Annotated in this window: 25 protein-coding genes; 10 read left to right on the forward strand and 15 right to left on the reverse strand. The window is 62.3% G+C overall.

The features are described from left to right. Positions 1 to 3: 3 nt before the first annotated feature. The gene (locus N7568_RS02085) at positions 4 to 612 is read right to left on the reverse strand and encodes a peroxidase-related enzyme (RefSeq protein ID WP_261608251.1); all 609 of its coding nucleotides are present in this window, start codon (positions 610 to 612) and stop codon (positions 4 to 6) included. Between the two features lie 108 nt (positions 613 to 720). On the opposite strand from N7568_RS02085, the gene N7568_RS02090 reads away from it, so the two are divergent. After that, positions 721 to 981 (forward strand): hypothetical protein, encoded by a 261-nt coding sequence (locus N7568_RS02090; RefSeq protein WP_261608252.1) that lies wholly within the window; start codon positions 721 to 723, stop codon positions 979 to 981. A 17-nt stretch (positions 982 to 998) separates the two neighbouring features. On the opposite strand, the gene N7568_RS02095 is transcribed toward N7568_RS02090, so the two are convergent. Then, a complete protein-coding gene (locus N7568_RS02095) occupies positions 999 to 1,355 on the reverse strand; it encodes a TraR/DksA family transcriptional regulator (protein WP_261608253.1) in 357 nt (118 codons plus the stop codon). A gap of 6 nt (positions 1,356 to 1,361) precedes the next feature. Beyond that, on the reverse strand, positions 1,362 to 1,844 hold the full coding sequence (locus N7568_RS02100) for a pyridoxamine 5'-phosphate oxidase family protein (protein WP_261608254.1): 483 nt from the start codon (positions 1,842 to 1,844) through the stop codon (positions 1,362 to 1,364). A 235-nt stretch (positions 1,845 to 2,079) separates the two neighbouring features. Between N7568_RS02100 and N7568_RS02105 the strand changes: the two genes are divergently transcribed. Further along, positions 2,080 to 2,517: a hypothetical protein gene (locus N7568_RS02105; protein ID WP_261608255.1), complete on the forward strand. Its 438-nt coding sequence runs from the start codon at positions 2,080 to 2,082 to the stop codon at positions 2,515 to 2,517. 46 nt (positions 2,518 to 2,563) lie between these two features. Here N7568_RS02105 and N7568_RS02110 read toward each other — a convergent pair whose 3' ends face one another. The 6 genes from N7568_RS02110 to N7568_RS02135 form a co-directional block, all read right to left on the reverse strand. Next, positions 2,564 to 3,139 carry an MBL fold metallo-hydrolase gene (locus tag N7568_RS02110; protein ID WP_261608256.1) on the reverse strand — a complete coding sequence of 192 codons (576 nt, stop codon included), beginning with the start codon at positions 3,137 to 3,139 and terminating at the stop codon, positions 2,564 to 2,566. A 113-nt stretch (positions 3,140 to 3,252) separates the two neighbouring features. After that, on the reverse strand, positions 3,253 to 3,873 hold the full coding sequence (locus N7568_RS02115) for a dihydrofolate reductase family protein (protein WP_261608257.1): 621 nt from the start codon (positions 3,871 to 3,873) through the stop codon (positions 3,253 to 3,255). A gap of 84 nt (positions 3,874 to 3,957) precedes the next feature. Beyond that, a complete protein-coding gene (locus N7568_RS02120; protein WP_261608258.1) occupies positions 3,958 to 4,353 on the reverse strand; it encodes a hypothetical protein in 396 nt (131 codons plus the stop codon). A gap of 54 nt (positions 4,354 to 4,407) precedes the next feature. Next, positions 4,408 to 6,546 (reverse strand): iron ABC transporter permease, encoded by a 2,139-nt coding sequence (locus tag N7568_RS02125; RefSeq protein ID WP_261608259.1) that lies wholly within the window; start codon positions 6,544 to 6,546, stop codon positions 4,408 to 4,410. 9 nt (positions 6,547 to 6,555) lie between these two features. Next, complete coding sequence (locus N7568_RS02130; RefSeq protein WP_368736501.1) at positions 6,556 to 7,536, reverse strand: ABC transporter substrate-binding protein; 981 nt, start codon at positions 7,534 to 7,536, stop codon at positions 6,556 to 6,558. Between the two features lie 41 nt (positions 7,537 to 7,577). Then, entirely contained in the window at positions 7,578 to 8,402 is an 825-nt protein-coding gene (locus tag N7568_RS02135) for an ABC transporter ATP-binding protein (protein ID WP_368736502.1), read from the reverse strand. Between the two features lie 105 nt (positions 8,403 to 8,507). Here N7568_RS02135 and arfB point away from each other — a divergent pair, with 105 nt between their 5' ends. Together arfB and N7568_RS02145 are read left to right on the forward strand one after the other, a co-directional pair. Next, positions 8,508 to 8,927, forward strand: a complete 420-nt coding sequence (gene arfB, locus N7568_RS02140) for an alternative ribosome rescue aminoacyl-tRNA hydrolase ArfB (protein ID WP_261608261.1) — start codon at positions 8,508 to 8,510, stop codon at positions 8,925 to 8,927. Positions 8,928 to 8,974: 47 nt separating this feature from the next. Beyond that, entirely contained in the window at positions 8,975 to 9,379 is a 405-nt protein-coding gene (locus N7568_RS02145) for a RidA family protein (protein WP_261608262.1), read from the forward strand. Here the strand turns inward: N7568_RS02145 and N7568_RS02150 are convergent. Then, a complete protein-coding gene (locus N7568_RS02150) occupies positions 9,376 to 9,762 on the reverse strand; it encodes a nuclear transport factor 2 family protein (RefSeq protein ID WP_261608263.1) in 387 nt (128 codons plus the stop codon). The genes N7568_RS02145 and N7568_RS02150 overlap by 4 nt on opposite strands. A 156-nt stretch (positions 9,763 to 9,918) precedes the next feature. On the opposite strand from N7568_RS02150, the gene uvrA reads away from it, so the two are divergent. Continuing rightward, positions 9,919 to 12,489, forward strand: coding sequence for an excinuclease ABC subunit UvrA (uvrA, locus tag N7568_RS02155; RefSeq protein ID WP_261608264.1), 2,571 nt, complete (start codon positions 9,919 to 9,921; stop codon positions 12,487 to 12,489). Position 12,490: 1 nt separating this feature from the next. Here the strand turns inward: uvrA and N7568_RS02160 are convergent, their stop codons facing one another. Continuing rightward, positions 12,491 to 14,239 (reverse strand): pyruvate dehydrogenase, encoded by a 1,749-nt coding sequence (locus tag N7568_RS02160; protein WP_261608265.1) that lies wholly within the window; start codon positions 14,237 to 14,239, stop codon positions 12,491 to 12,493. 104 nt (positions 14,240 to 14,343) lie between these two features. Between N7568_RS02160 and ligD the strand changes: the two genes are divergently transcribed. The 3 genes from ligD (at position 14,344) to N7568_RS02175 (ending at position 17,882) form a co-directional block, all read left to right on the forward strand. Further along, positions 14,344 to 15,588: a non-homologous end-joining DNA ligase gene (gene ligD / locus N7568_RS02165; protein WP_261608266.1), complete on the forward strand. Its 1,245-nt coding sequence runs from the start codon at positions 14,344 to 14,346 to the stop codon at positions 15,586 to 15,588. After that, positions 15,533 to 16,864: a cation:proton antiporter gene (locus N7568_RS02170; protein WP_261608267.1), complete on the forward strand. Its 1,332-nt coding sequence runs from the start codon at positions 15,533 to 15,535 to the stop codon at positions 16,862 to 16,864. Before ligD ends, N7568_RS02170 begins: the two co-directional genes overlap by 56 nt. A gap of 124 nt (positions 16,865 to 16,988) precedes the next feature. Further along, positions 16,989 to 17,882 carry a glucose 1-dehydrogenase gene (locus tag N7568_RS02175; RefSeq protein ID WP_261608268.1) on the forward strand — a complete coding sequence of 298 codons (894 nt, stop codon included), beginning with the start codon at positions 16,989 to 16,991 and terminating at the stop codon, positions 17,880 to 17,882. A 458-nt stretch (positions 17,883 to 18,340) separates the two neighbouring features. On the opposite strand, the gene N7568_RS02180 is transcribed toward N7568_RS02175, so the two are convergent. The 4 genes from N7568_RS02180 to N7568_RS02195 form a co-directional block, all read right to left on the reverse strand. Beyond that, positions 18,341 to 19,537, reverse strand: coding sequence for an NAD(P)/FAD-dependent oxidoreductase (locus tag N7568_RS02180; RefSeq protein ID WP_261608269.1), 1,197 nt, complete (start codon positions 19,535 to 19,537; stop codon positions 18,341 to 18,343). A gap of 4 nt (positions 19,538 to 19,541) precedes the next feature. Then, positions 19,542 to 19,748 carry a DUF2945 domain-containing protein gene (locus N7568_RS02185; protein ID WP_261608270.1) on the reverse strand — a complete coding sequence of 69 codons (207 nt, stop codon included), beginning with the start codon at positions 19,746 to 19,748 and terminating at the stop codon, positions 19,542 to 19,544. An 82-nt stretch (positions 19,749 to 19,830) separates the two neighbouring features. Further along, a complete protein-coding gene (locus N7568_RS02190) occupies positions 19,831 to 20,409 on the reverse strand; it encodes a DinB family protein (RefSeq protein WP_261608271.1) in 579 nt (192 codons plus the stop codon). Between the two features lie 17 nt (positions 20,410 to 20,426). Further along, the gene (locus N7568_RS02195) at positions 20,427 to 21,872 is read right to left on the reverse strand and encodes an APC family permease (protein WP_261608272.1); all 1,446 of its coding nucleotides are present in this window, start codon (positions 21,870 to 21,872) and stop codon (positions 20,427 to 20,429) included. A 205-nt stretch (positions 21,873 to 22,077) separates the two neighbouring features. Between N7568_RS02195 and N7568_RS02200 the strand changes: the two genes are divergently transcribed. After that, entirely contained in the window at positions 22,078 to 22,890 is an 813-nt protein-coding gene (locus tag N7568_RS02200; protein WP_261608273.1) for a hydrolase, read from the forward strand. A 151-nt stretch (positions 22,891 to 23,041) separates the two neighbouring features. Beyond that, positions 23,042 to 23,974, forward strand: a complete 933-nt coding sequence (locus N7568_RS02205) for an ABC transporter ATP-binding protein (protein ID WP_261608274.1) — start codon at positions 23,042 to 23,044, stop codon at positions 23,972 to 23,974.

A 23,974-nucleotide genomic window follows, 5' to 3' on the forward strand; every position in this document is an offset into this window, starting at 1 on the left:
AGGTCAAGGGAAAGAGCCCGACGACGGCTCGTCACCTTGGGCGGGCAATGGCGCCAGCAGCGAATCCTGCTGTTCGGGGCTGACTCCCGGAGGAACGTCGAGCTCCACTGCCAGCGCCAGCAGCGCACGACTGAAGTAGTTCCGCGCTGCGGCCGCTAGTGTGATGTCCGCTATTTCGCGGTCGCTGAACCCTGCGTCGCGAAGTCGCTGCGCATCGTCGTCGTTCATGGCGGCCGCATCGGTGCTGAGCTTCACGGCGTAGTCCATCATGGCCACTTCCTCAGGGGGCAAACCGGCATCACGATAATTGCGGGCGATGGCGCTCAGCTGGGACTCGTCGAAGATGGTGAGGGACTTCTTGCCGTGAGCCAACCGGCAGTGTGATGAACCTATGGCTTGGGCGGCGGCGAGGGTGACCAGCTCGTAGCGCCTGAGGCCTAATGACGAACTGATGGCCTGGGTAAGGGACTCCCAGATTTGGTGTGCTTCAGGGTTGAGGCTCATTGTTTTGGTATGGCTGGGGACATAGCCCATGGAACGGGTATCGGCTTCGTAGATTTCGGCCGTCAAGCCTGTAGCCTCGGCTTCGGACGGCACCTTGAGGATCGACATGGGCGCAATTGTGGCCCTGCGTCCAAAGGTTGTAAATGCCCCGCGGCTGCGGATGCAGCCCAAGTACGCAAGACTGGGACCAACCACTAATGAAAGCGCGGTTTGCACGTGATCTCCCTACAGCAAGATACCCAAGGATTCATCCGGATGAGCAGGCATTTTCCCGCCAACGTTTCCGTAACCGTAACGTTTGCCGATGGAACCGAAGAAGTCTTCACTGGGCGACGCCTCAACGGGATCTACGACGAAGCGCTCGCGGCTTACCGTGCGGGGAATCATCTGGATGCCAAAGGTTTTAACCGGGGACCCAGGAAGAAGGTCCAGCAGGGCATCGAATTCGTCCCTGTTACACCAGGCATGTCCAGCTAAACAGGCGACATCCCAAGCTATTTCAGCCTTCCCGAGGCATGCTCGACGCAGAATGGCGTCCACGGCCGGGCTTCAAGCCGCCCCTCCGGAATTGGCATTGCGCAGATTTTACACCGGCCATAAGTCCCCGCGGCTATCCGCTCGAGAGCTGCGTTGATCTGATCCAGGCCAACCCGGCTCTGGTCCATGAGTGCGGACGCCTGGGAGAGCTCGAACGCTATTGTGCTGCCCTCGGGATCGTGTTCGTCGTCCACATTGGAGTCCTGCCTGGCGAGGCTCACCGAACTGATGTCGCTTCGCAACGCCTTCAACAGTTCACTTTTGCGATCACGCTCCTCTTCAAGGAGAAGCCGGAACCGGTTGGCATCAACCATGGCGGGTCATAGTTCCACTGTGCCGCTTTCGCCCACGCTGAACCGGGAATGGGTGACCTTGGACTTAACCCATTGAAGTACGGTCGCAGCTGTTCCTCCCGGGCTGGTCCAGTACTCGGCCGATTCCGAATCAACGCGCAGCAAGCACACGTCGGGAGTGTCCGGGCCATCGGGAAACCATGCCTCCACTACCTGGTTCCACATCTCATGGATTTTCTGCCGGTCCGTGACAACCTCTGCAGTTCCGGCGACGGAGACCCACTCGGTGTTCTTGCCAAATGAAACGTTGACCCGCGGGTCCTGACGGACGTGGGCAACCTGCGAGGTTCCCAGTCCCGTAAAGAACCACATATCGCCGTCGTCCTTAACGTCCTGAACTGCCAGCGGCCGGCTGACTAGAACGCCCGCATCGTTGATGGTGGTCAGCATGCCGATTCTGGAGTCGTTGATGATGTCCACAACCTTGTTGATTCCCTGCTCTTCAGTCATGCTTCGCCTCGTTTCTCTTTGCACCGGGGACGTTCCCCAAGCAGCCAGCCTATTAGTAAGCCTACTGATTTACTAGGCGGACAAGGAATGTCGGTAGCAGGCCAGGAATCACAAGCACCCGCTTTTCCGGGAATCATGCTGGAGTTCTGTCCGTTCTCCTTGATAGTGACATGCCGACGGCGGTCAGGCTTGCCTCGTTGGGGCAAGCGAAGCGACGGGAAGTTTGGGGACTGCCATGACGTTGAATGAAACCATCGCCCGCATTCGGGCCGCCCACCTCATGGTCCGCGACGCCAGGGAATGGGACGGACTTACCACTGGCCTCCTGCAGGCCTACGGGGCCAGGGATGAAGACCTCATCGAACAGCTGCAGCCGCCGTTTCTCCAGTCGTGGCGGACCGTCACGCGGTACGTTCTGCGCGATACCTTCGACGCGGCAGGAATCTCCGTGGCCGACCCCGGCCACCATTGGGGAATTGCCGCCTTGACCGCCAACGGCGTCAGCCGCGAACCGCTTCTCTGCCGCATGGACCCGGCCGCCCCGGAAGACGCGGCAGGTTCAGCTACCGACGGACCACAGTTGCTCACTTTCGCCGAAGCCATGACGTATTACGCGGAGTGCCTGGCACCCCTGCTCGAACATGCCGGCCACCAGGAGCAATACAGCAGGTAACCTGTGGCCGTTTCTCCTGCGCAGGGTTATTGGTGGGGCGCAGGGGTTACGGCTGGGGCGCGGGCTGTTCAAGTAGCTCGCGTAGCCGGCTGTTCGCGTCCGGAATCTCTGCACCATGCGAAAACAGCATCCTGTGGGGCCGAACACGGGCAAGATGCCGGAGCGACAATTCCGCCTCCACGGGGTCAGCAGTGAAGGGAGCCGGCGGCCGGACCATGGTTCCGTTCATGGTGCCCACAGCATCGCCCACGAACAGCAAGCCTTCGTCTTCATGCAGCAAGCTGATATGGCCTTGAGTGTGACCCGGCGTGTGAATAACGCGCAGACCCCGGACTGAAGCACCATCGGCTGCAGGCCGGACCTGCGACTCGGAAGATACAGCGCCGGCATCCGCTTCGCCCGCCCACACCACCGCAGTCGTCGCTTTCGAAAGGACACCGTTCAAGCCGCCCACATGATCAGCGTGGGCATGGGTGATCACGACGTCGGAAACGTCGCCCCAGCCCGCGCCCAGACGCTCCAGCGCCTGGGCAATGTCCGTGGTGTTGTCACCCATGCCGGTGTCGATCACGACAATCCCGTCGGGCATGGGCAGCACGAAACAGCGAACGTCGAAACTCATTTCCACGGGGCCTGCTACCCCTGCAGGCAAATGCACTTGCTGGACTATGGTTTCCAGCTGGGATGGGGATTCAGGAGCCTGCGGATTGGTTTGAGGAACTGGACGCACAGGGATCAGCCCTGCCTTGCTGGCGGCGGGCCGTCCAAAACAGTAGGAATGTACTCCAGTAACTGCGACCTGCCATCGAACGTTCGGCTGTCCACCAACTCCAGGGAAACGTCCGGGTACCCGTCATAGATCCGCTCGCTTCCGGTCCTGCCGGTGATCACGGGAAAGATCACCAAGCGATATCTGTCCACCAGTCCGGCCGCCAGCAGGGAACGGCAGAGGCTGATGCTGCCCAGCGTGCTGAAGGCACCGGATCTGGTCCTCTTCAATTCCCGCACGGCTTCAACGGCGTCCCCGGAAATCAGCTCCGAGTTGGGCCACGCGAGGGGCTCTTTCAACGTGGAGGAAAAGATGATCTTGGGCATGGCAGCCAACCCGGACAAGCTGGCGCCCTCTTCCTCCGAGAACCCCGAGCTGTCTTCTGAAGCTGCCTCGGACATGCTGGCCATCACGCGATAGGTGTTGGCGCCCATAAGGGTAGTGAAGTCCTTCTTTCCCTCCTCGTCGAGCCAAGCCAGGTATTCCGGTCCTTCCAGGCCCCACCAACCAGGCCATCCTTCGGCCGAAGCGTAGCCGTCCAAGGAAATAATCAGGTCCACCATCAGGGTTGCATTCGTCTCGCTCATAGCAGTCTCCTCGGTTTAGCCGTGCGCGTTGACCGTGCGCGGAAATGCTAGCCCCGGAGCGATGAGGCATTCAAGAGGCCGTCGCTAGAGGATGAGAAGGAGGAATCCGCCGAGGGTGCTCAGTATCCCAACACCAGTGAAGATCCACCCCAGGATCAACACGGTATTGTCGTGGCGCGGCGGCCGCAACGAGCACCGCGAGGGGTGGCAGAGGTCGTAGTGGACCACCACGGACCGCGAATCGATGCTCCCGTCCCGGGCAGCGACGTCCAACAGGACTTTCTGCTCCTCGTTGTCCTGGTCTACCCATTGCAGCCCCAGGAATCCTCCGGCGGCGAACTGTTCTCCGTCCGCGGTAGCCCACTGGCATCGTCGTCTGGCAATGATCCAGGCGCTGATCAGGAGCGGCACGCCGGGGACGAACCCCACCCAGGTCATCATTTCCAGGATGGGGCCAAAAACGTCCAAGGTACCGGCCATGAAGTCGATCCTATGCGCTTCAGGCCCGTGCCCGGCAGATGTCGGGCACGGAGCTCAGGCGGACCGGTCGACCCTCGAACGCCACAGCAGGTACACGAAGTAGGGCGCGCCAACCAGGGCCGTCATGATTCCGGCGGGGATCTGTGCAGGAGCAATGACCGTCCTGCCTATCAGGTCTGCGAACACCACCGTGCACGCGCCTAGCAAAGCAGCAACCGGCAGAACCCTGGCGTGGCGTGCTCCCACCAACGTCCGGGCGGCATGGGGTGCTACAAGCCCAACAAAGGCAATGACGCCTACCGAAGAGACGGCACCAGCGGTCAAAAGCACCGCTACGGAAAGAAGCAGCAACCGGGATCCCGACAACCCGATGCCCAGCACCCGGGGAGAATCGTCATCCACAGCGATCAGATCAAGATCCCGCCGCATGCCCGCCAAAACCGGTAGCGCCAGCACAAGAGCCAGCAACGGGGGGAGGACGGAGGCAAAGTTTCGGCCATACGTCGAGCCAGAGAGCCATGTCAGGGCCTTGGTCTGATTGAACGGGTCAGTGGTCACCAGAAGAACAGTGATGGCGGCTGCCAGTCCTGCGGAGATGCCGATACCGATCAACACCAGCTTGTTTTGTTGAAGTCCGCCCCGGAAGGCCAACCCGAAGACCAGCAGCGCGGACAGTGCGGCTCCCCCAAGCGCTGAGCCGGTGATGACCCACGAACCCGCGGTGGGGACGGTGGTAATGACGATGATCGCCGCGAGGCCGCCACCGCCGGAGACTCCAAGAATGCCGGGTTCGGCCAGCGAGTTCCGGGATACGGCTTGGATGAGGGCGCCGGCAATAGCCAGCGCAGCACCGGCAAGGACCGCAGCCAGTACGCGTGGCATACGCGTACCCAGCACGGCGCTGACCCGGTTCCCTGACTGGCCGGTAAGCCAGTTCAACAGATCTCCGAGCAGGAGTTTGGCATCGCCAAGCAACGCTCCCGCGACCAGCAAGCCAGTGAGCAGGACGAGGAGCCCAATCACTACGGTGAGGAAGAACCTGTGGGAACGAAGCTTCGCCAAGGCATCGCCGGCTACGCTCAATCCTGCGTCGGACATCCGCATGGCCAGGATCACCAGGAAAACAGCACCGAAGACCGTTGTGACAGCACCGGTTGGTACTTCCACACCTGCCTGGGCACCGAACAACCCACGAACCAGGACGTCGGCCCCGATGACCACAACAGCACCTGCCAGGCCGGAGATGGGCAGCAAAGCACGGTGCCGCCCCAAGCCCCTGAGCCGGGAAGCCAGAAGGCGAACGATCGCTGGAGCACAGAGGCCCACGAAACCGATCGGACCCGCGATCGTCACCGCTGCGGCGGACAAGACAACGGCAAGTACGACGGCGCCAACCCGGGCGAGGCGCGGATCGGCACCTGCCAGCCGGGAGGCGTCGTCGCCCAATCCCAGCAGGTCCAGCCTGCGGGAGAGGAGGAACAGCGCGGCGATGGCCAGGAGGACCACGGGCGTGAACTGGATCAGTTCATCGGTGCGTGACTGGGCGAGGCTGCCTTGGCCCCAGGCATACAGGCCAGTTGTTTCCTGGCTGAACAGAAGAAGGAGTGCGCTGGTTGCAGAGTGCAGGCCCAACGCCAAGGCTGTGCCGGCAAGCACCAGACGGATGGGACCGCCGTTGCCGTTCGCTCCCCCGCCGGACAACGCCAGCACCAGAATTGCCGCTGCGAGGCCTCCAATGAAGGCAATGCCACCGGACAGAAGTGCCGGCAGCGTCAGGCCAAAAGCAGCTACCGCCACAATGGCAAAGTGGGCTCCGGCGTTGACCGCCAAGGTGTCCGGGGAAGCAAGGACGTTGCGGGTGGCCGACTGCAACGCTGCGCCGGCCACCCCCAACGCGACGCCGACCAACAAGCCGGCGAAAAGTCGCGGTACGCGCGAAGCGACCAACACTGCGGTTTCCTGGTCTGTTCCGCCTCCGGTGAGCAACCCCAGCAACCGAAGCGGTCCGACGTCGGCCGTTCCTTGCGTGAGATGTATCAACGAGAAAAGGGCAAGCAGGACCACTCCGGCTCCAGCCACCAGTACAGGTCCGGAACGACGGCGCGCCTCTTGTCCTATCGGCGTGGCCGGTACGGGAGCACCCGCCACGGCCGTGGGTACGGTCATGGCGGGCCTCTTCACAGTGTCGGTCATGCGGTGGGACTACTTGGTCAGGGAAGCGACGATTGCGTCGACGTACTGGGTCATCGAGGCAGGGCCACCGAACATCCAGATGCCGTCGGCGAGGCGGTGAACATTGCCGGAGGTCACGAACGGAAGCGACTTCCAAACGGCATTGTCGGTCAGCTGCTCGGTGAAGTCACCATCGGCGCTGTTGGTGATGTAGGCAAAGTGGTCGGCGTTGACGGCCGTCAGGCCTTCGACGTCGGTGGAGCCCAGACCGTATGCGGGGTCGCCTTCGACGGTCCAGGGGTTGACGAGTCCCAGTTCGGTGTTGATGTCGGCCAGCAGGGATCCCTTGGTGTACGGGCGGATGGATACCTTTCCGTCAGCTACCCAGCCGTCGGCGAAGGCAACCCGCGATCCGGCGAGTCCGGCCTTTTCCAGGTCTGCCTTGCCCTTGGCAACGGCGGCGTCGAAGGCTGCGATGGCCTCGTCAGCCTTCTTTTCGGTGCCGGTTGCTTTGGCGACGAGCTTCAGGTTGTCCTCGGCCTGCGCGATTTGGCGGCTGCCGTCCGCGGACTTGACCACAACAACGGGTGCCAGCTCTTCGAGTTGCTTGATGACGGGCTCGGCGAGGTCGGTGGTGGCAACGATCAGGTCAGGATCGAGGGACGCAATGGTGTCGAAGCTGGGCTCGTTGCGCGTTCCGATGTCGGTGGGAGTGCTGTCCAGCTTTCCCGCGGTAACCCAAGCGCTGTAGCCCTTGACGTCTGCGACGCCCACAGGCATGACGCCGAGGGTGGTCAGGTTCTCCACCACGTTCCATTCGGTGCCGACCACGCGCTTTGCTGGGCCGTCGAGCTTAACCTCGGTGCCGCGGGCATCGGTCACGGTGATGGCTTCAGCTGCGCCGGCGCTGTTGGACGCGGAGCTGGCGGGACCTTCGGTGGTACCGCAGCCGGTGAGCAGGACTGCCAAGGCAGCAGTGGCAGCCAGGGCTTTGTGGATCTTCATGGACACAGGGGTCCCTTTCGTGTTGGGGGGTTGACGTTCGCTGGTGTCTAGCTGTTGTTGTGCCGTCCGACGGCGCGGGTGCGCAGCCGGCCGGTCAGGGGGTCGGTGTGGGTCACGATGGGGATTGAATAGACGTCACTCAAAAGTGCGGCATCGAGCGCCTCATCGGCCGGACCGGCGGCTGCTATGCGGCCTTCGGACAAAACCACCACATGGTCTGCAAGTGCGGCTGCCTCATCCAGGTCGTGCAGGACAACGCCAATTGCCACTCCGTGGACGCGGGCGAGGTCGTACACCAGATCGAAGATCTCCACCTTGTAGCGAAGGTCCAGGTGGTTGGTGGGTTCATCGAGGAGCAGCACTGAAGTGTCTTGAGCCAGGCAGCTTGCCAGCCATACGCGCTGCAGTTGCCCGCCCGACAGTTCATGGACGCCGCGGGCGGCAAGCTCGGCCACGCCCGTCAGTGCCATGGCGCGGTCGACGGCGGCAGGACCCTCAGGATCGGCGGCACGCCACCGTCCGCGGTAAGGATGGCGACCGAACTCGACGACGTCGCGGACACTGAGGCCGTGCGGAACGGGACGGCTCTGGGAGAGCAACGTCACATGCCGCGCGAAGTCGCTGCGCTTCATCATCAGCGCATCCGAAGCCTCACCTTCAGCAGGTTTGACCGTAACGCTTCCGGACGATGCCTCATGCAGGCGCGCCAGCGCGCGAAGCAGAGTGGATTTGCCACTTCCGTTTGGACCTACCAGGGCAACGATGCGCCCCGGCTCCAGGCGGAGTCCCGCTCCATGCACCACATCCCTGTCCCCGTAGCGGAGGACCAGGTCAGATGCCTCAAGCCCGGAGAGTTCACTCAGTTCAATCACAAAATGAAAGATTAGCTTAGCCTTACCTAATTTCTAAAAACATGTCCAAGGATGCCGCCGGAACCAGATCCCGAAAGACGCTCCGGGACGTGCGACGCTTGTCCCATGGACTTGGAAATCTCCCCTTCACTGACGATTCCCGCATCGGAATTGGCCTGGCGGTTTTCGCGTTCTTCGGGGCCAGGGGGCCAGCACGTCAACACCACGGACAGCCGGGCGGAGCTGATCTGGAATATTGCCGACTCCCCGGTCCTGACGGATGAGCAACGGCAACTGCTGCTCAAGCGACTGGGACGGCGGCTGGCCAACGGCGTGATCACCGTGACGGCTTCAGAGGAACGGTCCCAACTCCGCAATCGCGAGATCGCCATGACAAAGCTCGCTCAGCTCGTCACGGCTGGACTTGCCCCGGAGACGGTCCGCCGCGCTTCAAAGCCCACCCGCGGTTCAGCCCGTCGTCACCGCGCAGCCAAAGAACAGCGATCGGCAACCAAGCAACAACGACGGCGACCTGCCGCCGAGTAGCCATCCCTCCCCTGTTGGCAGTCGCAAGTCAGTGGGACCATACAGTCATGGCACCCATACAACGCATCCGTCCCGATGGGCTGGTCTCCAGCCCTGCTTTCAGTCATGTCGCGATCGTTCCCCCCGGAGCCACGACCATTTACGTCGGAGGCCAAAACGCTGTTGACGCCAGCGGCGCACTGGTTGGAGAAGGCGACGCGGCCGTTCAATCTGCGCGGGCACTGGACAATGCCCAGACTGCACTGGAAGCTGCAGGGGCGACTCTTGACGATGTGGTCCAGTGGAATGTGCTCTTCGTCGAGGGCGCCGACCTGGCCTCCGGATACGGGGCGATCGCCGCCAAGCTCGCATCCGACGAGCCGCCCCTGGTGGCCGCTGCATTTGTGTCCGGGCTGGGTGTACCAGGGGCGCTGGTAGAGATCAGCGCGATAGCTGCTGTCGAACGGGATTAGCTGCCACTGATTTCAACCCATTGAGAGCGCCACTCCGGGGCTTCGAAGGATTCGCTCCAGTAGGCCGTTTCCTTGGCAATCCTGCCGTCGCGGAATTCGAAGATGAAGACTGTCTCAAAGGTGGGACCGTCGTAGTCCAGCAGCGCCTCGGCCACCACCAGGTTCCCGCCGCTGAGCATGCGCCGGGGAGTGATGGTGGGCAGTTGCGGGAAGGCGTTGTAGATACCCCGTCGGTTTTCTGCGCCGCGAACCACTTCCCCGGATTGCGGCCAATGCATGACGGCGTCGTCGTGGAACAGCTCATCCATGACTTCGATATGGCGATCGTTGATGCAGTCGATCAGCCGTTGAACCACTTTCTCGTTGATGTTTTCTTCAGCCATGATCCGCATTGTCCTCCTGAGGGCAGGTTCGCACTACAGCTGGATCCCCTTCACCTTCGTGATGGGATAGTAAGTCGAGATATGGGCCTCCTGCCGCAAACGCGGCAGGTCAGGTGGACGAGGTGGTTTCCACCGGACGCCGATAGAGTCATATCGATGGACAGTGAACTGACAAATTCCCAACGGCCCGTTATCCACCAGCCGACACCACAGTTTGCCGACCCCGAAGATGGTTTTGTCAGGGTCCGCGGAGCGCGCGAAAACAACCTCCGCACCGTGGACGTGGATGTCCCCAGGGACGCGATCGTAGCCTTCACCGGAGTCTCCGGCTCGGGAAAATCATCACTGGCCTTCGGCACCATCTTTGCCGAAGCCCAACGCCGCTACTTCGAATCCGTCGCTCCCTATGCGCGCCGCCTCATCCAACAGGGCCACAATCCCAAGGTGGAGACCATCACGGGCCTGCCACCCGCCGTCGCACTTCAACAACGCCGCGGCACGGCGACCGCCCGTTCCAGCGTCGGCACAGTGACAACGCTCTCCAACTCCCTGCGCATGCTTTTCTCCCGTGCCGGCAGTTATCCGGCGGGCGCCAGCCAGCTGGACTCTGATGCGTTCTCCCCCAACACGGCCGCCGGAGCTTGTCCCGAGTGCCACGGCTTGGGCATTGCCCACACGGTCACCGAAGCGTCACTGGTTCCCGATCCATCGCTGAGTATCCGGGACGGCGCAATTGCCGCGTGGCCCGGCGCGTGGCAGGGCAAGAACCTTCGCGACATCCTCACCCACCTTGGCTACGACGTCGATAAGCCCTGGAAGAAGCTGCCCAGGAAGGACCGCGACTGGATCCTCTTCACCGAAGAGCAGCCCGTGGTGGAAGTGACCCCGCAACGGGACCGCGTGGCCAAGCCTTATAAGGGCCGCTTCTGGAGCGCAAAGAGCTACGTCCTCCACACTCTGGCCGATTCCGAGAGCACCACCATGCGGGACCGGGTGCTCCGCTTCATGGAGACCGGCCGATGCCCGCGGTGTGGTGGCAGCGGGCTCAGGCCAGAGGCTCTTGCGGTCACGTTCGCCGGCAAGACCATCGCCGAGCTCAACGCACTCCCGATGACCGAACTGGCCACGGTTATCAGGCCAACGGCGGAACTGACAGCGGCCAGCACAGCGTCCCGCACGCAAACCTCCGGAGAGGGCAACGAGGTAGCAGTCGCCATCACCCGCGATTTGCTCAGCCGGGTCACAGTGCTGTTGGAACTGGGTTTGGGCTACCTGGCACTTGGTCGCGCAACGCCAACGCTTTCCCCCGGCGAGATGCAGAGGCTCAGGATTGCCACCCAGCTGCGCTCTGGCCTGTTCGGTGTCATCTACGTGCTCGATGAACCATCCGCCGGACTCCATCCGGCTGACGCGGAGCCCCTGCTCGATGTGCTGAATCAGCTCAAGAATTCCGGCAACTCTGTCTTCGTGGTGGAGCACAACATGGACTTCGTCCGCGCCGCCGACTGGCTGGTGGATGTGGGACCGCATGCCGGCGAAGGCGGCGGAAAAGTCCTGTACAGCGGCCCCGTGGACGGGTTGCAACACGTCAAGGATTCCGTGACCAGGCCCTTCCTATTCCCGGACGGTCGCGACGCTTCCAGCGACGCTGGTCCAAAGTTCAACGCCGGGCCAGTCACCGGGATGGGCCACGCCGCACCTCGCCCCACGGAGGAGTGGCTTGAACTTCGTGGGGTTTCCAGGCACAACCTCCGGGATCTGGAGGTGGAGTTCCCGCTGGGAGTGCTCACGGCCGTGACCGGCGTTTCCGGCTCGGGCAAGTCCACCTTGGTCAGTCATGTCCTGTCCGAGGTGGTTGGATCCGAGCTGCACCCGGAGCCCACCGACGTTGATGTTCCCCCCACGGCCCGTGGCGCTGGATCCGTGTCCGGACTTCACCAGCTCGACCGCCTGGTGAAAGTCGACCAGAAACCAATCGGCCGCACGCCGCGCTCCAACCTGGCCACCTATACGGGCCTCTTCGATGGTGTCCGGAAGGAGTTCGCGGCCACCGATGACGCCCGTGCCCGGGGGTTCAACGCAGGACGATTCTCGTTCAACGTCGCGGGAGGCCGTTGCGAAACGTGCCAGGGCGAGGGGTTCGTTGCGGTGGAATTGTTGTTCCTGCCCGGAAGCTACGGCCCCTGCCCGGAGTGCAACGGCTCGCGCTTCAATCCGGAAACGCTGCAAGTGACCTACCGAGGCCGGAACATCGCAGAGGTCCTGGGCATGACCGTCAACACGGCGTCAGAGTTCCTCTCCGGGCTTCCCTCCGTCTCGCGCAGCCTCCAAACCCTGCAGGAAGTAGGACTGGGTTATCTCAGGCTGGGACAGCCTGCAACCGAGCTGTCCGGCGGCGAGGCCCAACGCATCAAACTTGCCACCGAGTTGCAGCGCGTCCAGCGTGGCCACACCCTCTACTTGCTGGACGAACCCACCACCGGGCTGCACCCCGCTGACGTCCAACTGCTGATGAAACAGCTCCACAGGCTGGTCGATGCCGGCAATACCGTGATCGTGGTGGAACACGAGATGGACGTAGTGGCGGGCGCGGACTGGGTGATCGACCTTGGACCCGGCGGCGGCGACGCGGGCGGCCAGGTGATCGCCACAGGGCCACCCGCCGTCGTCGCGCGCTCCAAGGCAAGCCGGACGGCACCCTACCTTGCCGCTGTGCTGGGTCGGTGACTTATCGGCGCGGGATGTTTCGAAGGTTGCTGCGCGCCATGCTGACAGCTTCGCCTGCTCCACGGTTCAGGACCACTTTGGACATGGCCGTCGCAAAACCAATGACCTGTGATCCGGATATTTTCGGCGGGATGGACAGCGCATTCGGATCAGTGATGAGCTCAACCAATGAGGGACCCGGATGTGCGAACGCGGCCCTGTACGCCGCCTCGATGTCCGCGGGATCCGTGACCCGCACGGCGTGGAAACCCAGTGCCTTGGCCACCGCGGCATAGTTGGCGTCCGGAACGTCCACTCCGAAGTCGGGAAGGCCGTCCACCAGCATCTCAAGCTTGACCATTCCCAGGGTGGAGTTGTTGAACACCACCACATTCACCGGCAGTTGGTGTGCGGCCACGGTGATCAGCTCACCCAGCAGCATGGACAAACCACCATCACCCGATACGGAAATCACCTGCCGCCCGGGATAGGCCACCTGCGCGCCAATCGCGTGCGGAAGCGCGTTGGCCATGGAACCGTGGAGGAAAGAGCCGATCAGCCGACGCGTGCCCAACGGATTAATGTAGCGGGCAGTCCAGACGTTGCACATACCGGTATCCGCCGTAAAGATCGCGTCTTTGGCGGCAATCTGGTCAAGGAGCGAGGCAGCATACTCCGGGTGTATCGGCTGCTTCTTTTCCACCTTGCGTGTATAGGCGCCCACAGCTTTGTTCATCAGGTGGTCGTGTTTCTTGAGCATCTGGTCAAGGAAACGACGGTTCTTCTTCGGCTGTACCAAGGGCAGAAGGGCTTGGAGCGTCGGCAGCACGTCGCCATGGATGGCGATGTCGACGTCGGTGCGCCGCCCCAGCCGCTGTGCGGCCCGGTCCACCTGGGCAGTCCGGGTGTCCGGCAGGAACTGATCGTAGGGGAAATCGGTGCCAAGCAGGATCAGGAGCTCCGCGTCCTCGATGCCCTCGGCCGCGGCGCCGTAGCCGAGCAACCCGGTCATGCCGATGTCGAACGGATTGTCGTACTGAACGAAGTCCTTGCCCCTCAGGGAGTGGCCAATGGGTGCATTGATCAGTTCGGCCAATGCAATCAGTTCGTCGTGCGCGCCTTCGACGCCGGCACCTGCGAAGATTGCCACCTTACCGGCGTCGTTAATGGCCTGGGCCAGTTCCTGGACGCTGTCCGGATTGGGGACCAAACTGGCGGTCCTGAACGCTGCCGGCATGGGCGTCGGTGCCGTAGCCTCAAGACCGGCGATGTCGCCTGGCAGGGTGACTACCGAGACTCCCCTCAGGCCAACCGCGTTCTGGATGGCACTGTGCATCACCCTGGGTGCTTGCTCGGCGGTGCTCACCAGTTCCGAGTACACAGAGCACTCGTTGAAGAGCCGGTCCGGATGAGTTTCCTGGAAGAAGCCACTGCCAATCTGCTTGCTGGGGATATGCGAGGCAATGGCGAGTACCGGAGCGCCAGTGCGGTTGGCGTCGTAGAGTCCGTTGATCAGGTGCAGGTTGCCGGGGCCGCATGATCCCGCGCAGACAGCGAGTTTGCCCGTCAGTTGCGCCTCTGCCGCTGCAGCAAACGCCGCTGCTTCTTCATGGCGGACATGGATCCAGTCGATGCCTCCCTTGGCCGAGCCTCCGGTCTGGCGAACAGCATCCACGATCGGGTTGAGGCTGTCGCCGACGATTCCATAGATCCGCTGCACGCCGGCAGCCTGGAGTTGTTCGATGAGCTGGGTGGCAAGTTCCTTGGCCATTATGTGCAGGCTCCCTCAGTTTGTGGTGGTGGACTGACATGGCCAAATATAGTCGGCTTGGCTTTGCTCTGGCTGGGACAGCTGTTCGTTGCTAGCGTGACCGCATGAGCCCCTCCAAGAGCCCGGCGGAGATCCTCGACATTGACGATGTCGAGGTTCGTATCTCGCATCCGGACAAGGTGGTTTTTCCCCTGCCCGGGCTGACCAAGATCGATCTGGTCCGCTATTACCTTGCGGTCGCAGATGGTGCGCTGCGCGGTGCCGGCGGGCGGCCCATGGTCCTCAAACGCTTCCCCAGGGGCATCGACGCTGAACCGTTCTTCCAGAAACGCGTACCCGAAAACCACCCACCATTCATCGATACGGCGACGCTTCACTACTCCTCCGGTACGTCTGCCGAAGAGACCGTCATCCGGGACGCGGCGGGCCTGGCCTGGGTGGTGAATCTTGGTTGCCTGGACCTCAACCCGCACCCCGTCCGCGCCGAGGACCTCGACCACCCGGACGAACTCCGGGTGGACCTTGACCCCATGCCAGGCGTGGACTGGTCGCAGATCGTGGACACCGCATACGTGGCGCAGGAGGTGCTGGACGACGCCGGACTCGTCGGATGGCCGAAGACCAGCGGTTCGCGCGGGCTCCACATCCTGGTGCGGATCGCGCCTCAATGGTCCTACCGCGACGTACGGCTCGCCGCCGAGACATTGGCGCGTGAAGTGGAGAACCGGGCCCCGGGCCTTGCCACCGCGCGATGGTGGAAGGAAGAACGGGGTGAAAGCGTATTTGTCGACTTCAACCAGAACGCCAAGGACCGCACCGTGGCCTCGGCGTACTCGGTTCGTTCCCTGCCCGATGCCCGCGTCTCGATGCCGCTCACCTGGAATGAAGTTCGTTCCGCCCGGCCGGATCAATTCACGGTGCTCACTGTGCCGGGGCGTTTCGCGGACGCGGGAGACCCTCACAGCGGAATCAATGACGCGGTGGGCTCACTCGACGGACTGCTGGCCCTGGCTGCCGAGCTTGGCCCCGCGGAGAAAGCGCCCCGGAGCGGCGACGGCGCCGGTCGCCGGATGTCGGTGATGCCGCTCATCGAGGTTGCCCGCACGAAGACCAAACCTGAAGCTCTTGCTGCGCTGGACGAGTGGAAGGCACGGCATGCGGACCTCGTAACCGCTTTGCACCCCGCGGACATCCTTGTTGACGGGATGCGTGGGTCGAGTTCGCTCTGGTACAGGGTGCGCATAAACCTGCAGCACATCCCCGAGGCCGAGCGTCCGCCGCAGGAGGAACTCCTTGCAGACTACGACCCATGGGCCGGCAAGGAGTGGCCGGGCCGTCCCGGTTCCTGAGATGCAAGGCTTATCCGCGTCGCTGGTTCTCATCGCAGCATTGGCTGTCGTAGCGCCTATCGCCGCCCGGCTGCTCGATCGAGTGGTCAAGGTGCCCATTGTGGTGTTCGAAATCGTTTTGGGTATCTTGCTTGGCCCCAGCCTGCTGGGGTGGATCGAGTCCACGGCGTTTACGGACACACTGGCCGATTTCGGGCTGGCCATGCTCTTCTTCGTGGCTGGGAACGAGATCGATTTCGCCGCGATCCGCGGACGGCCCCTCAAACGGGCCTCCTCCGGCTGGCTCATCTCATTGGCAGCCGGCATTGGAGCCGGCTTTGCCCTCGCCCCTGCGCCCGAGGCTGCCGTGATCATCGGTGTGGCCCTCTGCTCCACAGCACTGGGCACCCTGCTTCCCATCATCCGCGACGCCGGTGAATCCAAGTCGCACATCGGTATCGCCGTGGCCGCTTTGGGGGCGGTCGGCGAGTTCGGCCCGCTGATTGCCATCTCGCTGTTCTTCAGTGGCAAGCAACTGGGAACGGCATCAGGGGTACTGCTGGGATTCGTTCTCTTAACCGGAGTCGCCATATTCCTGGCCTCGCGGGCGCGGCACACGTTGTTCCATGCCCAAGTCACCAGGACCCTGCACACCAGCAGCCAATTTGCCATGCGCTCCATCATGTTGATCCTCAGCGCGCTGGTTGTACTAAGCATGGTGTTGGGGCTCGACATGCTGTTGGGCGCATTCGCCGCCGGCGTCCTCTGGCAAGTCACCATAGCGCGTGCTCCTGAAGAGGACCGTCAAGTCATTGAGACGAAGATCGACGCCGTCGCGTTCGGTTTCCTGGTGCCCATCTTCTTCATCGACACCGGAATCGACTTTGACTTGGGTGCGCTGACATCCAGCCCCGCTACTCTGGCCCTGGTCCCGCTGTTCCTGGTCCTCCTGCTGATGATCCGGGGTCTGCCATCGTTGCTTGCAGCTCCGTCCGGATCCACGCGCGCTGAGAAGCGGGCCCTTATGCTGTTCGGGGCGACGGGCCTGCCTATCATCGTGGCTGTGACCACCATTGGCCGGGAACACGGCTTCATCACCAGCGGAATTTCGTCCGCCCTCATTGGCGCAGGAATGCTCTCGGTGTTGCTGTTTCCGTTACTGGCCCTTGGGCAGTTGCAGCGGAGGGAACGGCGTGGCCCTCACCAGGCATCTCCGCCCCAAAGCAGTACGGAACAAAGCCCGCAGAAGCACGACGGCGACCTTCCGCCGTCGGGCGCTTCCCCCACCGCGCCGTAGCGGGGACCTCGGACGCAGCTTTGCAGACGAACGCGGGCACCCTTAGGGTGGAATCAATAAGCTTACTTAGCTTTAGTGGCGTTTTGCCCGTCGACAGTTTTCCCGATGACAACAGGAGGACCACATGACTGATCAGTACACGTTCCGAAACCCGGTCACCGCCTACGAACAGATCTCACCACCGAAACAACACCAGGCCGAGCCCGGCCTCGACGCGGAGCTGACGCCCAAGGCGGATCTCGGCGAAGAGAGTTATCGGGGTACCGGGCGGCTGGAAGGCCGCAAGGCAATCGTCACGGGGGCCGACTCGGGTATCGGAGCCGCTACAGCCATCGCTTTCGCGCGCGAGGGGGCCGACGTCGTTCTCTCCTACCTTCCCGATGAGGAAGAAGACGCAGCGCGAATTGCCGGCATCATCGAGGCCGCGGGCCGTAAGGCCGTAAAAGTCCCCGGCGACCTCAAGGATTCCGCCACGTGCCAGGAAGTGGTGGATACCGCCGTCGCTGTCCTCGGTGGAGTGGACATCCTGGTCAACAACGCGGGCAAGCAGGTGGCCCAGGAGAACCTGGCCGACATCACCGACGAACAATTCGACCATACGCAGAAGACCAACGTGTACGCCATGTTCTGGCTGACCAAGGCCGCCCTTCCACACCTGCCCGCTGGCTCCACCATCATCAACACCACATCCATCCAGGCCTACAGCCCGTCGCCCACCCTGGTGGACTATGCCACCACCAAGGCCAGCATCAACAACTTCACCAAAGGGCTGGCACAGCAACTCGCTCCCAAAGGCATTCGGGTGAACGCCGTAGCGCCCGGCCCCATTTGGACGCCGCTGCAGGTGAGTAGCGGCCAGCCCAAGGAGGCCCTCCCGGAATTCGGGCAGTCCACTCCCCTGGGCCGCGCCGGCCAGCCAGCCGAACTGGCTCCGGCGTATGTCTTCCTGGCCTCGGCGGAGTCCAGCTACGTGGTGGGTGAAACCCTGAACGTCAATGGCGGCAGCCCTACGCCATAGCTGAGCCTCAGGTCAGCGGGACCCCGTGGTGGGGCGGTTTCTTATCTCCTCGCCCAGGTCCAGCCAGGCAGGATTGCCCGGCTGATTGTCATTGCCCGGCTGGTTGTCGAGGACGCCCCTCCGCCCTATCCACGGGACCGCCCGCTGCCCGAACAGCCGGAAGGCGAGCTGCCATTCGGCTGGGCAGCCGTCCCGGCCATCGCACGGCAAGTCAACGACCCGACACGGCGGTGACGGGCACACTTGCCCGATATCACCGCTCCAACACTGCTGATCGGCGGCGGAGCAAGCAGTCGAATTCCCCCAGGAATTGCCGGACGAAGTGTCGGAGCTCATGCTGGACTTCATTGTTTTGACGCTGGATACGGGGCAAATCAACCACAGCAGGGCACCGGCGGATCTCATCCCGGCCGTAGTGAATTGGCTCGGCGGTGGGCCCGGAAAACGAGCGCCTGGCCTTATGCCCGACCCTTCAGGATCAGGTGCCAGTAAACCTGCGGGAACATGATGCGGTCCACCCACCACGCCAACCGGCTCTCCTTCCACGTGGGCACCTTCGGGAGGGTGGGCATCGGGCGATAGTGGTCATCGAATTCGGCGAAGACCACTGTGTTGCGCGAAACGGTGATGGGGCACACCGAGTATCCGTTGTATTTCATAGTGGGCGGGTGGCCCTTCCGCGCAGCCACGAGGTTTGTTGCCAGCACCTTGGTCTGTTTCCGCAACGCTCCACCGGCCTTTGAGTTGGCAGTAGCTGCAGCATCGCCCAAGGACCAAACGTTGGGGTAGCGGACGTGGCGCAACGTTTCCGTATCCACCTCAACGAACCCGTCCCGCAGGCCGGGCGCCGGCAGATCCGTTTCCTTGAGCCAATCCGGCGCCGACTGCGGCGGGACGGCATTGAGGACATCGTAGGTCAGGTTCTCTGTAGTGTTCGTGACGTTGTTGCGGATGGTGGCCTGCCGGCTGGCAGGATTCACCGCCACCAGTTCGCTGTTTGTCCGGAGCTCAATGCCGTATTCGGCGATTTTCCGATCAAGTTCCTTATCCACCTCCGGGACGCCGAAGACTGTGGGATAGGGCTGGACCATGACTACCCGGATCTTTTCCAAGACACCTTGTTCCCGCCAATAGTCACAGGCCAGGTACATCGGTTTTTGGCTGGCGCCCCCGCATTTAATCGGCCCGGAAGGCATCGTGAATACCGCAGTGCCGGACCGCAGGCCGCTCAAAAGCGACCACAGCTTGGGAGCGAGTTCGAATTCGTAGTGGGACGCGCCATACGGCGAATGGACGGCCTCGGCCAATCCCGGAACGGAATCCCATCCATACTGCAGCCCGGGACAGACCACCAAGTGCCCATAACCCACGTTATCGCCGGATGCCAGAGTCACGGCCCGGGCCTTGGCGTCCACGTCAACTGCATGGTCCTTGATCCAGGCAACACCCTTGGGCATCACCGACGCTTGGCTGCGGACAGCCTCCTTGACCTCAGCCCTGCCGCCGGCAATATGGGAAAACAACGGCTGGTAGAGGTGGTGCTCCTTGGGTTCAATGATGCCAATATCCCGCACCCCGTATCTCGCCAAGCGGGCCGCCAGCGACACTCCCGCATTGCCGCCGCCTATGATCACCACGTCATGCTGATGGGCCATCGTGCTACTTCTTTTCAGTCAGCGCGGAGCTTTTGTGCGCCGCCCTGGCGCCGGTTTTGTCCGACTCCACCACGTATTGGGGCTCGTCTTCAGTGGCCCGATGGGTATTGCCGTCCAGCACGAAATCGCTGGTCTTCTTTTCCACAATCTTTCCGTGCGTCTTGCCTTGGGAGGTATTCCACTCGACGCGGGTTCCCTTGCTCAGTGCCATGTCCGCTCCAATGTGTGGTTGCCAGCTCTGACTTCAAGCGCTCCACAATAGTAAGCATGATGATCTTTTTCGCGGAACCCTCCTACGGAGGTTCCTGGCGGGGTGGGTCCTGTCCCGCGAGCCCGTCCACGGATTCGCGGATGAGGTCGGCATGGCCATTATGCCTGGCGTATTCCTCGATCATATTCAGGAGGATGTAGCGCAGGCTGGGCAGCTCAATGTCAGGACGCGAAGCGATGGTGCCCTGCCTGCCCGGACCAGCATCCGCCATCGCCTCCGCGAACAGGGCACGAGAACGGGCTACAGCCGCACGCCACCGTCCATACAGTTGCGCAGGCGTCTCCTCGGCAGCCGAGTCCCAGTCCCAGTCAGGATTGGCCTGCCAGTCGACGGCATTCCAAGGGGGAAGCTGGCTGCGGCCATGCAGCCACTCTGTGGACATATCATCTTCGAAGCGGGCCAGGTGCTTGAGCAGTCCGCCCAATGTCATCGATGACGGGGCGAGCCTCGCCCGCAAGCTGGCCGAGTCCAGCGAACCGGCCTTCCATTCAAACGTCGCCCTCTGCCGCTCCAGGAAACCCAGCAGCGTTGTGGCCTCGTCCGCCGCCACCGGAGGATCGGTGCTGGGCTGGTCGGTTTGGCTGGGCTGGTCACTGGTCACTGGTCACTGGTCACTGTTCACTGGTCCGTTGGACCAACTCTGGCGTTGGACTTCCTGGTGATAAGCCATGTGATCACCCACAGCACAACTCCGATGGCCATCAGGCCGCCGGCCACCTGATACTGGATGGGGTTTCTACCCACCCAGGGACCCGCGAGGAAGGCACACAGAACGGCCGCAACCAAGGGCAACTGCCCCGGCGAGGTGAAAAAGACCTTGCGGTCAGGGTCCCTCTTGCGGCGGAGTACGACGCACGCCACGTTGACCACCGTGAACACGCACAGCAGCAGGAATGCCGTTGTCCCCGAAAGATTGGCCACGATGTTGCTTTCCGGATCGAGGCTGACGTACCAGATCAGTCCGAGGGCGAGAACGGTGGAAAACGTGATGCCGGCCCACGGTGAACGGCGCCCAGGCAACACCTTTCCCAGGCCTCGCGGCAGGACGTTTTGCCTGGCCATCCCGTAGATCAAGCGGCTGGCCATCAGCATATTGATCAGTGCTGTGTTAGCCACAGCGAAGACAGCAAGGAACGGGAAGATCTTATCGATCGGGAAGTCCGGCGATCCCTTGTGCACGACTTCCAGGAGTGCGGCTCCTTCGGCTTCCCTGATCCCACCAAGCTCCGCAGGAGTGAGTACGCTGACAACAGACACCGCTACGAGCATGTAAAGGAGAACCGCGATGCCGAGTCCCGTCAGCATGGTGCGCGGGAAGATCCGCTCGGGGTTCTTTGTCTCCTCGACCATGTTCACCGAGTCCTCGAAACCGACCATCGCGAAAAAGGCGATGGAGGTCGCTGCAGTAACCGCCAGGAACAGTCCCTTGTCCTGGTAGTCGGTAAACACTGTGATTTCCTGGATGTTGCCCGTCCCTTGGGCCATCACGAAAAAGCCGACGCCGATCACGATGCACAAGGCGACAACCTCAACCAGCGTCAGCACGACGTTGAACTTCACACTCTCGCCGACACCGCGCAGGTTGATCACGGCCAGAAGCAGCATGAATCCGACTGCGACCGCAGTAATCCAGCCCCGGTCGGGGGCGCCCATCCAGCCGTTGACCTCCAAGCCACCGAAGAGGTTCTGGGCGAGGACATTGGCCGAGGTCGACGCGCTGGTTATGCCGGAACAGACCACGGCGAACGCCACGAGGAACGTGACGAAGTGGATTCCGAAGGCTTTGTGCGTGTAGAGCGCGGCACCTGCTGCCTGGGGGTACTGCGTGACCAGTTCCAAGTAGGAAAACGCAGTGAGTGTCGCAACGATGAATGCGAGAAGGAACGGCAGCCAGACGATGCCGCCGACTGTTCCGGCCATTGTCCCGGTGACTGCATAGACGCCCGCTCCAAGGATGTCGCCGACGATGAAGAGGAGCAGGAGCTTGGGTCCCAGGACGCGTTTGAGTTGAGGTTCTTCGTTGGCGGCCGGGGCCTCGAAGTCATTGTCGGATGTGGTGCTCATGGTCGACCTCCACGGCAGGTGCACGTCACCAGGATCGTGCACAGGATCAGGCTTATCCCACTCTGATCCTGTCGATTCGCTTTGGCAACACTGTCGCGATGGAACCGTGCCCTTCCTGACGGGTCGCCTGGTGCAATATTCTGGGCCAACCAGCCTGCGGCGCAAGGCGAACAGCAGGACAAGGATCGCTCCGGGAGGACCATCGATGCTGATCTGCGCGGCGTGTGCCGTAGAACGTGACGAACCTGTTCCCGGGCTGTGTCCAATCTGCACCGATGAACGGCAGTACGTGCCCGAAGTTGGACAACAGTGGCTTACTCTGGACGAGCTGATGCAGGATGGCCGGAAAGTATCGTTTGAAGAGAACGAGCCGGGACTTATCGGGATCAGTACGGATCCGAAAGTCGGAATCCGCCAGACAGCCCAGCTTGTGGTGGCCCCCAATGGTTCCTTGTTGTGGGATCCAGTCGGATACGTGGACGACAACGCTGTGGAGACCGTGCTCGAGTACGGTCCGGTCCTCGCGATAGCAGCAAGCCATCCGCATATGTTCGGTGTGCAGGTCGAATGGTCACGCCGGCTCGGCGGCGTCCCCGTACTTGTGGCCGACGCAGACCGACAATGGCTGGGACGTGTGGATCCGGTCATCAGCTACTGGTCCGACAGCAAAACCGTCACCGAAGGGCTGACGCTGCACCAAACCGGCGGACACTTTCCAGGCAGCGCGGTGGCGCACTGGGCTGCCGGTGCAGGGGGCAGGGGTGTTTTGCTGACCGGCGACAGCGTGTTTCCGAATCCGGACCGCCGCTCCATCGCCTTCATGCGGAGCTACCCGAATCGCCTGCCGCTGTCCGGCCCGGTGGCGCTGCGGATCGCGGCGCAGCTGGGCACGCTCACCTTCGACCGCATTTACGGCAACTTCAACAATGTCGTGGCCGCCGATGCCAAAGCCATTCTGAACGCTTCTGCGGAGAGGCACGCGGCGTGGGCGCGAGGTGACTTCGACCATCTGACCTGAAATTCCGCGACGGTGAATCACCTATCGTTGAGCCGGAACTCCATGCACTCGACCGGCCATTGATCAGGTTGGAGCTCCCCTTACGGTTACAGTGCAGGCTGGAATCGAATCGTGACGCGATTTTTACGAAAATCTTTGTAGAGTGAAAGACATGACTGCAGGGGACGCGGCCAACGAGCCGCTTGTCCATATCCGGGATTTCAGGATGGACTTCGGGGAGACCACGGTCATCAAAGACCTCTCCTTCGATGTTCAGGCCGGGGAGACCTTCGGTTTCCTGGGCAGCAACGGCTCGGGCAAAACCACAACCTTGAGGGCGTTGCTGGGTATCTACCAACCAACCGCCGGAACCCTGCACATCGAAGGAAAGCCATTCGAGCCCCGGGATGGCGCCCGGCTTGGGTACCTGCCGGAAGAACGGGGCCTGTACAAAAAGGAACACGTCCTGGACGTCATGGTCTATTTCGGCCGACTCAAAGGATTATCCAAAGCTGCAGCCCGGGCCTGGTCCCTGGAGTACCTGGAGCGGGTAATGCTGGCCGACAAGGCGAACCAGAACGTGGACAAGCTCTCCGGTGGCCAGCAACAAAAGGTCCAACTGGGCGTGACCATCATGAACAGCCCTGAGTTGCTCATCCTGGACGAACCGACCAAGGGCTTCGATCCCGTTAACCGCCGGTTGCTGATGGACATCATCGAAGAACAGAAGCTCGCCGGCGCGACCGTCATTATGGTCACCCACCAGATGGAAGAAGTTGAACGCCTCTGCGACAGGGTGATTCTCCTCAAAGACGGGACCTCCCGTGCGTACGGTACTGTCTCCGATGTCCAGGATCAGTTCGGCGGCACCGTCTATCGGCTGACGTTTGAAGGACGCATTCCAGCCTCGCCGCTGTATGACATCGCCTCGCTAGCTCCCGGAACAGCTGATCTCGCCCCGCGCCCGGGTGCGACCGAAACCATGGTGATCCGCGAGCTCATCAACGCTGGCGTCGGTGTCCGCAATTTCAGCACTGAGCGGGTCTCACTGGAGGAAATATTCATCAGCGTCTACGGCGAACAGAACAGCTTGGCGGAGGCCTGA

Source organism: Paenarthrobacter aurescens, assembly GCF_025421775.1.
Classification (GTDB): domain Bacteria; phylum Actinomycetota; class Actinomycetes; order Actinomycetales; family Micrococcaceae; genus Arthrobacter; species Arthrobacter aurescens_B.

Bases quoted from the DNA above. Each gene is read 5' to 3' on its own strand.
- N7568_RS02150 (WP_261608263.1), bottom strand. From the start codon at position 9,762: ATGGCTGAAGAAAACATCAACGAGAAAGTGGTTCAACGGCTGATCGAC.
- N7568_RS02105 (WP_261608255.1), top strand. From the start codon at position 2,080: ATGACGTTGAATGAAACCATCGCCCGCATTCGGGCCGCCCACCTCATG.
- N7568_RS02175 (WP_261608268.1), top strand. From the start codon at position 16,989: ATGACTGATCAGTACACGTTCCGAAACCCGGTCACCGCCTACGAACAG.
- arfB (WP_261608261.1), top strand. From the start codon at position 8,508: ATGGACTTGGAAATCTCCCCTTCACTGACGATTCCCGCATCGGAATTG.
- uvrA (WP_261608264.1), top strand. From the start codon at position 9,919: ATGGACAGTGAACTGACAAATTCCCAACGGCCCGTTATCCACCAGCCG.
- N7568_RS02085 (WP_261608251.1), bottom strand. From the start codon at position 612: ATGTCGATCCTCAAGGTGCCGTCCGAAGCCGAGGCTACAGGCTTGACG.
- N7568_RS02205 (WP_261608274.1), top strand. From the start codon at position 23,042: ATGACTGCAGGGGACGCGGCCAACGAGCCGCTTGTCCATATCCGGGAT.
- N7568_RS02200 (WP_261608273.1), top strand. From the start codon at position 22,078: ATGCTGATCTGCGCGGCGTGTGCCGTAGAACGTGACGAACCTGTTCCC.
- N7568_RS02180 (WP_261608269.1), bottom strand. From the start codon at position 19,537: ATGGCCCATCAGCATGACGTGGTGATCATAGGCGGCGGCAATGCGGGA.
- N7568_RS02100 (WP_261608254.1), bottom strand. From the start codon at position 1,844: ATGACTGAAGAGCAGGGAATCAACAAGGTTGTGGACATCATCAACGAC.
- N7568_RS02120 (WP_261608258.1), bottom strand. From the start codon at position 4,353: ATGGCCGGTACCTTGGACGTTTTTGGCCCCATCCTGGAAATGATGACC.
- N7568_RS02185 (WP_261608270.1), bottom strand. From the start codon at position 19,748: ATGGCACTGAGCAAGGGAACCCGCGTCGAGTGGAATACCTCCCAAGGC.
- N7568_RS02115 (WP_261608257.1), bottom strand. From the start codon at position 3,873: ATGAGCGAGACGAATGCAACCCTGATGGTGGACCTGATTATTTCCTTG.
- N7568_RS02110 (WP_261608256.1), bottom strand. From the start codon at position 3,139: ATGAGTTTCGACGTTCGCTGTTTCGTGCTGCCCATGCCCGACGGGATT.
- N7568_RS02160 (WP_261608265.1), bottom strand. From the start codon at position 14,239: ATGGCCAAGGAACTTGCCACCCAGCTCATCGAACAACTCCAGGCTGCC.
- N7568_RS02125 (WP_261608259.1), bottom strand. From the start codon at position 6,546: ATGACCGACACTGTGAAGAGGCCCGCCATGACCGTACCCACGGCCGTG.
- N7568_RS02195 (WP_261608272.1), bottom strand. From the start codon at position 21,872: ATGAGCACCACATCCGACAATGACTTCGAGGCCCCGGCCGCCAACGAA.
- N7568_RS02095 (WP_261608253.1), bottom strand. From the start codon at position 1,355: ATGGTTGATGCCAACCGGTTCCGGCTTCTCCTTGAAGAGGAGCGTGAT.
- N7568_RS02145 (WP_261608262.1), top strand. From the start codon at position 8,975: ATGGCACCCATACAACGCATCCGTCCCGATGGGCTGGTCTCCAGCCCT.
- ligD (WP_261608266.1), top strand. From the start codon at position 14,344: ATGAGCCCCTCCAAGAGCCCGGCGGAGATCCTCGACATTGACGATGTC.